Here is a 13803-nt window from a genome sequence, read left to right as displayed (position 1 = left end):
CTACGGAAGGTGCGGTAATTTGATACGGCGCTTAGCTGGTCGGCATTTCGCTTTTCATGGCGACCTGGCATTTACTCTGCCTTCAGCACCTCTTCGTGCTCATCCAGCCAGCCCTGGCGCAGTTCAGGCACCGCGCGTTTCAGGCGTTCGAAATAGAGTTCGCTGGTCGGTTTGTCATAGTCGGCACGGGCGATTTGGGTCACTATTCTGCCCGACTTCATCACCACAATATCATCACAAACGGCGCGAACCGCATGCATGTCATGGCTGATAAACAGCACCGACAGCCCGAGCTCGCGGCGCAGTTCGCTGATCAAATCCAGCACCGCGGCAGCCACCACGGTATCTAACGCCGAGGTCACTTCATCGCACAGAATCAAATCTGGCTCCGCCGCCAGCGCGCGCGCCAGGTTGACGCGCTGCTTCTGCCCGCCGGAGAGCGCCCACGGGCGGCGCCACAGCACGGTGCGCGGCAGCTTCACCAGATCCAGCAACTGATGCAGACGGCGATCGCGATCGGCCCCTTTCAGGCCGTGGAACAGCGTCAGCGGACGCGACAAAATCTGCCCGACGCTGTGCGCCGGATTCAGCGCGGTATCGGCCATCTGGAACACATATTGAATACGGCGCAGCTCATTGTCCGGGCGCTTATGCATGTCGCCATTGATGTAATGACCGTTAAACAGAATATGGCCGTGACTCGGCGCGTTCAGTCCAGCAATGGCGTGCGCCAGCGTGGTTTTACCCGAACCGGACTCGCCAATGATGCCAATCGCCTGCCCTTTCCACAGCTTCAGATTGATGTCTTCAAGAATGCGAATTTTAGAATGGCCATTGCTGTCGCGCGGGCCATAACCGGCGCTGAGATCGCGCACTTCCATCAGCGGCTGCATATCCGCCTCGGCGCAGGTCCAGCTGCTTGGGCGCTCTTTCTGTCGCGCCGCCTCCATCAGCAGTTTGGTGTAGTCCGCCTGCGGGGCGCCAATCAGTCGTTCGGTGGTGCCGTACTCCGCCATCTGACCGCGCAGCAGCACCAGAATACGATCCGCCATCTGCGCCACCACCGCCAAATCGTGGCTGACGTAAATCGCCGTTACGCCACGCTGCGCTACCACGCGGCGAAACGCTTTCAGCACCTCAACCTGGGTCGTCACGTCCAGCGCGGTGGTCGGTTCGTCGAGGATCACCACATCCGGATCGCCAATCAGCGCCATTGCCGTCATCAAACGCTGCAACTGTCCACCGGAAACCTGATGCGGAAAGCGATCGCCGATGGTGTCGGGATTGGGCAGCGCCAGCTCACGGAACAGCGCAATCGCCTTCTGTTTGGCGTCTTTGCGCTTCATAGTGCCGTGGATCACCACCGGCTCAATCACCTGATCGAGAATGCGCATGCCGGGGTTAAATGACGCCGCCGCACTCTGCGCGATATAGGCCACTTTGTTGCCACGAAACGCGCGCAGCTGGCCCGGCGACAGGCTGCGCACGTCGGTGCCGGCCATATGAATATTGCCGTCGGCGATGCGGCAGCCGTGGCGCGCATAACCCATCAATGCCATGGCAATGGTGGTTTTGCCGGAGCCGGATTCGCCAATCAGCGCCAGCACTTCTCCTCTCTGCACGGTAAAACGAATATCAGCGACCAGATCGATCTCTTCGCCCTTGTCGGTCTGCGCGGTGACGCGCAGGTTCTCAACCGAGATCACCGGCATGGCGGTATGTGGCGTCACGTTCATGCTCCCTCCTTCGCGAGCGTCAGCGGACGCATCTGCTGCAGGCTATCGATAAACAGGTTGGCACCGATGGTCAGGCTGGCAATCGCCACCGCCGGCATCAGTACCGCAGGCGAGCCGTTGAATAAGCCCTGCAGGTTCTCACGCACCAGCGTGCCCCAGTCGGCATAAGGCGGTTGCACGCCGAGGCCGAGGAAGCTCAAACCGCTCAGGAGCAGCACGATATAGACAAAGCGCAGGCCAAAGTCGGTAAGCATCGGGTGCACCATATTTGGCAGGATGTCGTGGATCGCCACGTACCAGCGGCTTTCACCGCGCAGACGCGACGCACGCACGTAATCCATATTGCGCAAGCTGCTCGCCATGGCGAAGGCGATACGGAACGCGCCCGGCCAGTAGGTGAAGATGGCGGTGAGGATCAGCATTGGCAGCGAAGAGCCAAACACCGCGACAATCATCAGCGACAGCACTTTGCCCGGCAGCACCAGCAGCGCATCGTTCACGCGCCCCAGCACCTCTTCCAGCCAGCGCCCGGCGACCGCCGCCAGCAGCGCCAGCAAAGTACCGATGATGCTGGCACAGAGCGCAGCGGTGAGCGCCAGGCCAATGGAGAATTTCGCGCCATAAAGAATGCGGCTGAGGATATCGCGGCCCAGATAATCAGTGCCGAGCAAGTTGGCAGACGTCATGCCGCCCAGCATCGGCCCGCCGCCGATATCTTCCACGCTGTGCGGGGCCAGCTGGGTGCCGAACAGCGCCATACAGAGCCAAAACAGGGAGATCAGCAGGCCGATGCGGCCAGAGACCGACAGCGACTGAAACAGACGTACAGGCAGCAGCAATGTATTCATCAGCTCCTCCACTTCGGGTTAAAGGCGATGGTGAGGATATCGGCCGCCAGCAGCAGCACCAGATAGCAGGCGGCGAACAGCATCACGCACAGCTGCACCACCGGCAGATCGCGGTTGCTCACCGCATCGACCAGCGCACTCGCCAGGCCGGGATAGCTGAAGATCGATTCGATGATGATCACCCCGCCGAACAGATATGACAGGCTAAGCGAGATGGCATTGGCAATCGGCCCGACCGCATTCGGCAGCGCGTGACGCAGCACTGCACGCAGCGGCGACACGCCTTTCAGCAGCGCCATCTCCAGATAGGGGCTATCGAGTTGGTTGATGATGGCGGAGCGTGTCATGCGCGCCATCTGTGCCACCAGCACGCAGCACAGCGTCAGCACCGGCAGCGCATAGGCTTTGAGGTAGCTAATAACATCCATATTCGGGCTGCCAAACGACATTGCCGACACCCAATGCAGCTTCACCGCGAAGATCAGTACCGCCACGGTCGCCACCAGAAACTCCGGTACGGCGACGGTGGCCATGGTGCTGATCACCAGGAAGCGATCCAGCGCAGAGCCGCGATTCATCGCCGCGATGATGCCAATCAGCAGCGCCAGCGGCACACAAATCACCGTGGTGATGCCGGCCAACTGCAGCGTGGCGGGAATACGCTGCTCCACCAGCTGCAGCACCGGCAGATGGCTGGCGAACGAGGTGCCAAAATCCCCTTGCAGCATGCCGGTGAGCCAGGTGAAGTAGCGCACCAGCAGCGGCTGATCGAGTCCCAGCTGCTGGCGTAACGCCGCCACCGTCTCCGGCGTGGCATTTTGCCCCAGAATCATCTGCGCAGCGTCGCCGGGCAGCAGGCTGGTAATAAAGAACACCACCGCCGAGACGATAAGTAAGGTCAGGATGCCCGCGCCTGCGCGCCGGGCAATCAGGAACAACATGTATCGGTTCATCGGCGATCTCCTCGTACAGAATCATCAGGCACCGGGTAATCGGTCGCCATGAATGGCGTAATGCCGATCAGTTAAGCGCAGTATCAGATCACCGCACTTTCCGTAGCGGCGCGATTTATCGCGCAATGAATTGCGCCGCTACAATGTGTGCGCTGGGTAATTAGGGTTTTTCATCTCTTAACTGGCAACCATTGCGCCATCAATGGCGACCCTAGGTCAGGCATTCAGCCAGGCGAACTCATGGAAGCGATAGCCCATCATCATGCCGCTTGGCCAGGCTTCCACGCCGCCGACTTTCTTGCTGTAGCCATCGGTGGAGCTGATAAAGGTTGGGATGATGGTGCCGCAGTGATCGTAAATCAGCTTCTGCATGTCACCGTACATCTGCTTACGTTTGGTCTGCTCACGCTCGCCGCGTGCCGCCACCACCAGTTGGTCAAATTGCGCGTTCTTCCAGCCCGATTCGTTATTCGCCGCCGATGAGAGATAGAACTGCGAGAACAGCATATCCAGCGTCGGGCGCGGGTTAATTGAGCCATAGCCGACCGGATCTTTGGTCCAGTGCGTGGACCAGTAACCGTCATACGGCACGCGACGCACTTTGATGTTGAGGCCGGTACTGCGCGACACCTGCTGAATCAGCTGGCCGCCCTCCACCGACCCCTCAATGTTTGGCGTGGTGATAATCTCCACCGTCGCGCCTTTCATCCCGGCTTTCTCGATGTGGAATTTGGCTTTCTCGGCATCCAGCGGGCGCGGTTTGAGATCGGCGTTGTACAGCGGATGCCATGGCGGCACCGGCGTATCGTTACTGACGTCGCCATAACCCTGCAGCACGGTTTTCACCAGGATGTCGCGCGGCTGCAGATACTTCATCGCCAGCACGAAGTCTTCGTTGCTGCCCGGCTTAACGTCAGTGCGCACAATCAGGTTGGTGTACATGCCGGATTTACTCTCCAGCACGCCGTAATCGGCCGTCGCTTTAATGCGGTTGCAGTCGGCGGCGCTCAGGGTAGAGACGATGTGCAGATCGCCCGACATTAGCGCGTTGACGCGCGCGGCTTGATCGGTGACGCCCAGCAGCTCCACTTCATCGAGATGCGGCAGCCCTGGCTTGTAGTAATTAGGGTTCTTCACCCCGACCGACCGCACGCCCGGTGTGAACTCTTTCAGCCTGAATGGCCCGGTGCCGATGCCCTTGCTGAAATCTTTGGTACCGTCCTGCACGATCAGGAACGGCGCGCTGGCCAGCATAAACGGCACGTCGAAGTTGGCCTGGCTGAGTTCCAGCGTGATTTCGTTATCGTTTACCGCAGTGAAGGTTTTGAACTGATCGGCCAGCTTAAAGGCGTTGGAGGCCACCGCTGGGTCTTTGTGGCGGCTCAGCGAGTAGATGACGTCTTTGGCGGTCAGCGGTTTGCCGTCATGGAAGGTCACGCCTTTGCGCAGTTTGATCTGCCAGGTGATGCCGTCACTGGAATCGAGCGATTCCGCCAGCGCCGGCTGCACCGCGAGGCTTTTATCCAGCTCGGTCAGGCCGCTGTAGACCATGAATTGACGGGTGTAATCGCCGCTGTTGTTGCCTTTGGCCGGATCGAGCGTATCGGTAGCTGAGGCGTTGGACATGGCGGCGCGCAGCTTGCCGCCTTTCACTGGAGCGGTGGCCGCAAAGCTCATCTGCGGGAAAGCGATCAAACCGCTGCTCATCACGGCACCGGCAGACAACAACTTCATCAGGCCACGGCGCGACATTGACCCTTCGGTCAGCATGCGGTTCAGGGCCGGATTTACAGCGTCAGACTCTTTATCGAATTTACTCATCTGCACACCCTCAATATGAATGGTTGTTGATTTCGTTTTCGTCTTTTACGCGGTCGCCATAAATGGCGCCCCTACAAAACCCGCATCATCACCGTAGGGTCGCCATTCATGGCGACCGTTTGTATGGCCGCACAGGTTCTTACGACAGCCGGTCCTTGGCTTTGTAATACAAGCCCGCCAGGGGCAAAAACCACGGCTTACCGTGGTAACCGGGCAGCGCAGGCCAGGTATCGCGCTGCCAGGGATTTTCGTTGCGTTTTTCCGCCAGCAGATCGGCCATCACGCGCCCCATCCACACCGACATCTGCGTACCGTGGCCGCTGTAGCCCATCGAATAAAACACGCCGTCTTGTTCACCGGCGTGCGGCAAACGGTCGGCGGTCATATCCACCATGCCGCCCCAGCAGTAATCGATGCGTGACTTGCCCAACTGTGGGAAGAGCGCGGTCATCGCCGCCCGCAGCACGTCGCCACTGCGCGTATCAGAGGTGGGATTGCTGACGGCAAAACGCGCGCGACCGCCAAACACCAGCCGACGATCGGCGGTGGTACGGAAGTAGTTGCCGATATTCAGCGAGGTCACGTAAGTGCGATCCTGTGGCAACACCTGATTGATCACTGCATCGCCGAGCGGTTCGGTGACCACAATAAAGCTGCCAACCGGCACGATACGGCGCTGGAACCACGGGAACGGGCCTTCGTTAGAGACGCCGGTAGCCATCATCACTTTGTCGGCAACGATCTCGCCGTGCGCGGTGGTGACGCGGTGGCGATAACCGTCAAGACGGGTTAAACCGGTGACCGCGTGATGCGGGAAGATCTTCGCCCCGCTGCGCGCGGCGGCTTCTGCCAGGCCAATACCAAACTTGCCCATGTGCATCTGGCCGCCGCGCTTCTGCAGCAGGCCGCCGTGAAACGCCTCGCTGCCCACTTCGCGGCGAATCTCATCTTTGCTAATCAGTTCGATTTCCGGGTCGACGGTGTCGCGCATCAACTGCCACGCGCTGCGCAGACCGGGAAAATGCGAGGCTTTACTGGCCAATTTCAGTTTGCCGCACAGGCGGAAATCACAATCAATCTGCTCGTCGTGCACCAGCTGTTCGACATAGCTCACCGCATCGTCGTAGGCACGATAGAAGCGGCTGGCCTGCTCGATTCCCTGGCTCTGCACCAGTGAGGCAAAGTTCTGCGCCACGCCGGTATTGCAGTGCCCACCATTGCGTGCCGACGCCTGGCTCATCACCTCGCCGCTCTCCAGCAGCACCACATTGATGCCGCTGCGCGCCAGGTTGAGCGCCGTCGAGACGCCGGTAAAGCCCCCGCCAATCACCACCACATCGGCTACGCTCGGGAGCGGGCCGGTCGCTGCGCCACTAAACATTGGCGCGGTGGCTTGCCAGAATGATTCGAGTTTCATCGCCGCCTCCAGGTTTACAGTCCAACCACAGCGGGCAGCCCGCCGATATCGCTGATTTCGGTATATTCATACGCCGGATTGGCCGGATCGTGACCGCGATTGACCCACACCTTGTTTTTAATGCCCATGTCGTGACAGGTCATCAGGTCGTAACGCAGGCTGGATGAGACGTGCAGAATCTCTTCGGGGCCGCAGTTCAGCTTATCCAGCATGTACTCGAAGCCTTTCATCTGCGGCTTATACGCGCCGACTTCTTCGGCGGTGATGGTCATGTGAATCGGTGCGCCGAGACGTGGCACGTGGTGGGGAATCAGGTCTTTCATAGAGTTGGTGAGCAGCACCAGCGGGAATTCTTTGGCCACTTTGGCTAAGCCGGCGGGCACGTCAGGATGTGGACCCCAGGTGGCGCAGTCGGTGTAGATAAAATCGCTGTCCGCTTTGCTCCACTGCACGCCCCATTTTTTACAGGTGCGCTCTAACGCATCACTGACCACCGCGTAGTACGGCTTCCACGCGCCGAGCACTTCGTCGCGACGGTAGCGGGCGAAATCGGTGGTGAAGGCCAGCATCTCCTGCGGCGCTACGCGATCTTTAAAGCAGCGTTCGGCTGCACCCGCCATATCAAAGTTGATCAGCGTGCCGTAACAATCAAAGGTGATGAATTTCGGTTTAAACAGTGCCATGAAGCGACCTCGCGGTTAGGGAGATAAATTAGAAATCGATTAATACACTCTTCTGGCGCTGACAGGCCTGGAATGCCTGACGTCCCAGATCCTTGCCAATGCCCGAGCCGAGAAAACCGCCGGTCGGGATAATAAAGTCACCGGAGCGGCCATAGCGATTGACCCACACGGTGCCGGATTCCAGCGCGCGCACCGATCGCAGGGCGCGCGGCAGGCTCAGCGTATGCACGCCGGCGCACAGGCCGTAGGTTTCGTGCGCCGCCAACGCCAGCCCCTCCTCTTCGTCGTCAAACTGCTGCACGGTGAGCACCGGTCCAAAAATTTCCTGCTGCACCGCCGGATTATCGTTAGCGACAGCGCACAGCAGCGTTGGCTGCCAGAACCAGCCTTCTGCGGTGTCGGCGAAGCGTTCGCCTCCCACCAGCACTTCGGCACCCTGCGCTTTGGCATCGGCAATCACCGAGGCCACTTTTTTGCCCTGGCGCTCATCAATCAGCGGCGCATAGCGGCTGTTCTCCTGCCAGGTGACGCCCGGGCGCGGCTGCTGACACAGCGCCACCAGACGATCCAGCAACGGCTGCGCAATGCCGCGTTGCACAATCAGACGGGTGCCAGCGACGCACGCCTGGCCGCCGTTGGCGGTGAAGCCACGCAGAATTCGCTGCGCCAGTACGTCGATATCGCCAGCATCATCAAACACCAGCTGCGGACTTTTGCCGCCCAGCTCCAGCGTCACCGGTTTCATGCCGTGCTGCGCCACATCGCCCATGATGCGTGCGCCGGTCGCGGTTGAGCCGGTAAAGGAGACTTTGCGCACCAGCGGATGCGTCACCAGCGCGCTGCCGGTTACCGCCCCGCTGCCCTGCACGATATTCAGTACGCCTGCCGGTAAGCCGGCCTGCACCGCCAGCTCGGCCATGCGCACGGTGGAGAATGGCGTCAGCTCAGAAGGTTTCAGCACCACGGCATTACCTGCGGCCAGCGCCGGGCCGCACTTCCATGACGCCATCGACAGCGGGAAATTCCACGGCGTAATGGCGCCGATCACGCCATAGGGCTCAGCAATCAACATGCCGAGGCTGCTCTCCTGAGTCGGGAACAGGTCGCCGCTGTATTTGTCGGCGCACTCGGCGTAGAAACGGATGGCTTCGGCGGTGAAAGGAATTTCATGTTGGATGACATCGCTGATCGGGCGCGTAGAACCGAGCGATTCGAGCTGGGCGAGTAAAGGGTCGTTTTCAATCAGATCGGCCCAGCGACGCAGAATTTTACCTCTGGCACGAGGAGCACAGCTGCTCCAGCCGCTGGTTTTGAGTGCCTGGTGCGCGGTGGTGACGGCACGATCGACATCCTCACTCTGCGCTTCGCTCAGTTCGGCATAGACTTTGCCATCGGACGGACGCTTAACCGCAAACAGCGCGCCCGCCGTCTTAAGATGTTGCCCGCCAATATAATGACCGGCAGGAAGTAAAACTTTTTCAGGGTCGAAACTTAACATGGAAAATTCCTTATTTGTTACACCCATCACAGACGCGCTAATTAACGATTTGCACTGCGTTTTTCTGCCACGCTAATAAGCTAATGCAGAAAGTATGCCAGCCAGCTAAAAAATAAAAATGCGTAAAAAACGGTGCTAAGAAATTTTCTGCCGTATTGATGAGCGAAATTTTGCGGAATTGCCGAAGGAATAAACAGATGATTTACCTCACAAACTTCGTGCGCCGCAGCGGTGCAGCTCGCATGAAACTTGCACTAAAACGGGGATAAGCGGGAAAGTATGACGCGGCGCACAAATAAACAGCGCCGCGAACCTGAGGCTGCGGCGCTGTTTATGTTTATAGGATCGCGCAATAAATTGCGCCGCTACGATAAGTGCAGGTATTTGTAGCGGCGCGATTTATCGCGCGTTGTTGATTTTAAAGACTGCCAATATGAAAGGTTTTTTGTTCCAGATACTCTTCTATTCCGTATCGCGATCCTTCACGGCCTAATCCAGATAATTTAATTCCGCCAAAAGGTGCGGCATCTAATGATATTGCACCGGTATTAAAGCCGACCATGCCAAATTCCAGTGATTCCGCCACGCGCCATGCCCGGCGAATATTTTCGGTGAAGAAATAGGCGCCAAGTCCATAAGGTGTGTCATTCGCCATACGGATCGCTTCCTCTTCGCTATCAAAGATAAACAGCGGCGCGACCGGACCAAAGGTCTCTTCATGCGCAATCCGCATGCTGCTGGTGACATTGCCTAGCACCGTTGGCTCGACAAAGGTGCCGTTCGGCGCGCTGATGCCGCCGTGCAGCAAGGTCGCGCCCTGGCTGAGCGCATCGTCTATATGGCTGTTAACTTTCTCGACTGCGCGATCGTTGATCAGCGGCCCGATAGTGCTGTCGGGCGCAAAGCCGTCGCCGACTTTGAGCGCCGCCACCGCCTGTAACAAGCGTTCACTGAAGCGCTGGTAGATGCCGCGCTGCACCAGAATGCGATTGGCGCAGACGCAGGTTTGTCCAGCGTTGCGGAATTTACTCGCCATCACGCCAGCAATGGTGATATCGAGATCGGCATCATCGAACACAATCAGCGGCGCGTTGCCGCCCAGCTCGAGGCTCAGACGCTTAATGCTGTCTGCACTCTGCTGCATTAGCAGCTGCCCCACGCGGGTGGAACCAGTAAAGGATATTTTGCGCACCGTGCGGCTGCCGGTGAGGGTGCTGCCGATGTCGGTCGGCTGGCCGGTGAGCACCTGCAGCACGCCGCTCGGGAATCCGGCGCGTTCGGCTAACACCGCCAGCGCCAGCGCCGACAGCGGCGTGAGTTCAGAGGGCTTAACGATAATTGGGCAACCGGCCGCCAGCGCGGGCGCTACTTTGCGCGTGATCATCGCTATCGGGAAGTTCCACGGCGTGATGGCTGCGGCCACCCCCACCGGCTGCTTTAGCACCAGAATGCGGCGATCTTCGCTCGGTGCCGGAATGGTGTCGCCATAGATGCGTCGCGCCTCTTCGGCGAACCACTTAACGAAGCTGGCCCCGTACAGCACTTCGCCTTTGGCTTCCGCCAGCGGTTTACCCTGCTCGGCGGTCATGATGATCGCCAGGTCATCGGCATTAGCAATAATCAGCTGATGCCACTTCTCCAGTAGCGCAGCGCGCGTGGCGTTGGGCGTTTTACCCCAGCTCACCCGCACCGATTCGGCATAATCTATCGCCTGCTCGGTTTCCGCCGCACCCAATGCGGGAATGGTGGCTATCGGCTGTTGAGTGGCAGGATCGATCACCGGTAGCGTTGCGCCCTGATGCGCATCCTGCCAGCGACCGCCAAACAGCGCCTGCTGGCGCAGTAGTTCCGTATCTTTGAGTTGAATTCGCGACATGACAATCCCCTGTATCTTCGTCATTTCACTGTAACGTGACGCGACAGCGCAGGATGTTTTTCTGCTGGAGGGAATGTTGATTGGCGTCTGTTTTGCGGTGGGAAAAGAAATTTTATGCTGTGGGATTCGGTCGCCTTTGTGGCGACCGGAAAGCCGCTTAAATCTGGAAATCGATAGCCGGTTCGTTCTCGGTTTCGTAAGAGAGCGCCTGACGTTTGATCTCCTCCAGCGACAGATTGGCGTTACACAGCTCAAGGAACTGCCACACATAGTTGCGCTGTAATTGACCCCGCTTCAGGCCGAGCCACACGGTGTTGGCATCAAACAGATGGTGCGTATCGATTTTCACCAGGTCTTCACCTTCATAAATATCGCACGCCTGATCGGCGAGGATACCGACGCCGAGACCCAATTCAACGTAGGTTTTCACCACGTCAGAGTCCTGGGCGCTGAGCACGATATCCGGTCTGAGTCCTGCCGCCTGGAAAGCACGATCGACGCGCGAACGGCCGGTAATGCCCTGACGATAGGTGATCAGCGGATAGCGGCTCAGACTGGCGAGCGTCACCGGCTGATGCTGCAGCAACTCATGGTCGTGCGGCACCAATAGCGAGTGGTGCCAGCTGAACCACGGAAACGCTGCGAGACTGCTGTTATTCACCAACTGCTCGGAAGCGATACCGATATCGGCTTCACCGGCCAGCAGCATCGCCACGATCTCCTGCGGCGATCCCTGATTCAGCTCAAGACGTACGTTGGGATAGAGCTGGCGGAAGGCTTTGATCACCCGCGGCAGGCTGTAACGCGCCTGCGTATGCGTGGTGGCGATGGTCAGTACGCCGCTGGTTTCATTGGTAAACACATCCGCTAAGCGACGAACTTTACCCGCTTCATCAAGGATGCGCTCAGCAATGGTCAACAGTGCTTTGCCCGGTTCCGTCATTCCTAATAGCCGCTTGCCACGACGAATAAAAATTTCCACGCCCAGTTCATCTTCCAGATCGCGAATATGGCGGCTCACCCCGGATTGGGAGGTAAACAGCGTATTCGCCACTTCGGTCAGGTTGAACTCGCAACGGGCCGCTTCACGTATAATTTTAAGTTGCTGGAAATTCACACCCTTTTCTCCTGGTTCCTGCCCCTGTTTCATCCATGTTATGAAGTTGGTGTCATCGCAACAAATAATAAAAAACGGTGTGTTATGCGGAATAGTAATAAGGGAGGGTTTGAGAGACGCCCTCACCCCAGCCCTCTCCCGCAAGCGGGCGAGGGAGCCGACGGTGCGGCTAATGGGTAAGGTGATTAATGCGAGTTAAAAAGGCTGGATCGGTTCCCTCTCCCATCTGCGAGATGGGAAACGGGTTAGTGAGGTGACCAATTTTGCTGTGGAAGGGCTGGATCGGTTCCCTCTCCCGCCTGCGGGAGAGGGTTAGGGTGAGGGGAAAAGTGCGACTAACTCAACCCACCAACATCAATTCACGATCTTCCACCATCGGCTTATTCAACAGCGACAGCAGGATATTCTTCACTGCCTGCGCCGATGGCGACAGCGGCAAACGGGCAGAAATATTCAACGACAGCGGCAGATTCAACGACGGGCTGTTAATCCGCGCCATCCACGCATGCGTGGAACTCACTAACGCACGTGCGGCAGACTCTGGCAGCACCGTGACGCCCATGCCGCTGGCTACGGCAGCGGTAAGGGTGGAGATTGATTCAATTTCGCCGATGATGCGCGCACTGAGGCGACGCAGCGAGAAGGCTTCATCAACGCGTTTACGCACCGCGCTGTAGTCGCGTGGCAGGAACAGGCTCATCTGCGCCACTTCAGCCAGATCAACGCTGGCACCTGGACATGCCGTTGCGCCCACCAGATACAGCTCTTCTTTCATTAATGGAATGCTGTTGATGCCTGCGGTTGGCGCACGGTCATATAGCACTGCCATATCCAGCTGGCCGTTCATCACCTTTTCATTCAGCGACGAGCCGCTGTTTTCGTGTAGATACACCAGCACATCCGGGAACTGTTCACGTACCGTTTGCAGCAGCGGCATAGTGAGCGAGGATGCAGCGGTGCCCGGCGCTAAGCCGATAGACACTTGACCGTTCAACGCCTGTCCGGCATTGATCACCGCCGTTTGCGCCTGTTCACACTGACGCAGAATAGTGCGGGCGTGGGCATAGAGAATTTTACCGGCTTCGGTTGGCGTCACGCCGCGCTTGGTGCGGATCAGCAATTGCTGATCGAGTTCATTTTCCAGCGTAGCGACCTGCTGGCTAAGCGCAGGCTGCGCGATGTGCAGCACTTCTGCTGCCTGAGTCAGGCTGCCGATATCGACGATTTTTACAAAGTACTTGAGTCGTCTTAAATTCATGTTGCCTCCGTCAATCCCCGAATACCCAGGTTGGGTGTTTCAGCCTGCTGGCTTATGTTCATGAAGTTGCAATATGCAGGCCAGGTTTGTTAGGGACGCAGAAAAGTATTAGCGGATTTTTCCTAAAGGCACGGAAAATAAGCATTTGTGATTACCTCGAAGGAGTTAATAAGCGCGAGCGATGACGCAAACGGATTAGGATTCCAGCGCATTGCACCGCGATGGGGCAGGAAATGCGAGGCAGGCGTGCAAAAAAGTGATGGCTCAATGAGAGGATGTGGTGCAGAAGTAGCCGGAAACGGGCAGAAATGGCGATAACGAAAGAGATCGAGCAGGAAAGAAGGTAATTAACCAGCTGGAAAACTTATGTGGGGCGGTGCGCGCTTTCCCTCACCCTAACCCTCTCCCGCACGCGGGAGAGGGAACCGACCGAACGGAAATATTGCGTTATGTGCGCGCTGTCCCTCACCCTAACCCTCTCCCGCTGTTCAGTCCGGGGAGATCGTGAACACTTGTTCGGGGACATGGTAGACACTTACAACTAAGGCATAAGAACCCGTTTATGGAGTCGCTTATGCCCTGGGATGCGAGAGATA

10 protein-coding genes are annotated in these 13803 nt (G+C 58.1%); all 10 read right to left on the bottom strand.

Annotated elements, in window-relative coordinates; all coding sequences use genetic code 11:
- Positions 1–71: 71 nt before the first annotated feature.
- The 10 genes from WFL93_RS18015 to nac all read right to left on the bottom strand — a co-directional run bounded on the left by WFL93_RS18015 (position 72) and on the right by nac (position 13207).
- A complete protein-coding gene (locus WFL93_RS18015; RefSeq protein ID WP_049852525.1) occupies positions 72–1736 on the bottom strand; it encodes an ABC transporter ATP-binding protein in 1665 nt (554 codons plus the stop codon).
- Positions 1733–2584, bottom strand: a complete 852-nt coding sequence (locus tag WFL93_RS18010; protein ID WP_049852524.1) for an ABC transporter permease — start codon at positions 2582–2584, stop codon at positions 1733–1735. The genes WFL93_RS18015 and WFL93_RS18010 overlap by 4 nt, the downstream gene beginning before the upstream one ends.
- A complete protein-coding gene (locus tag WFL93_RS18005) occupies positions 2584–3537 on the bottom strand; it encodes an ABC transporter permease (RefSeq protein ID WP_007890973.1) in 954 nt (317 codons plus the stop codon). The genes WFL93_RS18010 and WFL93_RS18005 overlap by 1 nt, the downstream gene beginning before the upstream one ends.
- Positions 3538–3753: 216 nt before the next feature.
- Entirely contained in the window at positions 3754–5358 is a 1605-nt protein-coding gene (locus WFL93_RS18000; protein ID WP_336778704.1) for an ABC transporter substrate-binding protein, read from the bottom strand.
- A 139-nt stretch (positions 5359–5497) separates the two neighbouring features.
- Complete coding sequence (locus WFL93_RS17995; protein ID WP_336778703.1) at positions 5498–6775, bottom strand: NAD(P)/FAD-dependent oxidoreductase; 1278 nt, start codon at positions 6773–6775, stop codon at positions 5498–5500.
- 14 nt (positions 6776–6789) lie between these two features.
- Positions 6790–7458, bottom strand: a complete 669-nt coding sequence (locus WFL93_RS17990; RefSeq protein WP_049852521.1) for a haloacid dehalogenase type II — start codon at positions 7456–7458, stop codon at positions 6790–6792.
- A gap of 28 nt (positions 7459–7486) precedes the next feature.
- Complete coding sequence (locus tag WFL93_RS17985) at positions 7487–8956, bottom strand: aldehyde dehydrogenase family protein (protein ID WP_336778702.1); 1470 nt, start codon at positions 8954–8956, stop codon at positions 7487–7489.
- Positions 8957–9374: 418 nt separating this feature from the next.
- Positions 9375–10832 carry an NAD-dependent succinate-semialdehyde dehydrogenase gene (locus WFL93_RS17980; protein WP_336778701.1) on the bottom strand — a complete coding sequence of 486 codons (1458 nt, stop codon included), beginning with the start codon at positions 10830–10832 and terminating at the stop codon, positions 9375–9377.
- A gap of 157 nt (positions 10833–10989) precedes the next feature.
- Positions 10990–11949, bottom strand: a complete 960-nt coding sequence (gene cbl / locus WFL93_RS17975) for an HTH-type transcriptional regulator Cbl (RefSeq protein ID WP_008109354.1) — start codon at positions 11947–11949, stop codon at positions 10990–10992.
- Between the two features lie 340 nt (positions 11950–12289).
- The gene (nac, locus tag WFL93_RS17970; RefSeq protein ID WP_007890984.1) at positions 12290–13207 is read right to left on the bottom strand and encodes a nitrogen assimilation transcriptional regulator NAC; all 918 of its coding nucleotides are present in this window, start codon (positions 13205–13207) and stop codon (positions 12290–12292) included.
- Positions 13208–13803: the final 596 nt, after the last annotated feature.

Source organism: Pantoea sp. USHLN256 (assembly GCF_037149875.1).
Lineage (GTDB): Bacteria > Pseudomonadota > Gammaproteobacteria > Enterobacterales > Enterobacteriaceae > Pantoea > Pantoea nemavictus.
Note: the sequence above shows the minus strand (reverse complement) of the source record. Positions and strands in the feature narration are given on the sequence as shown.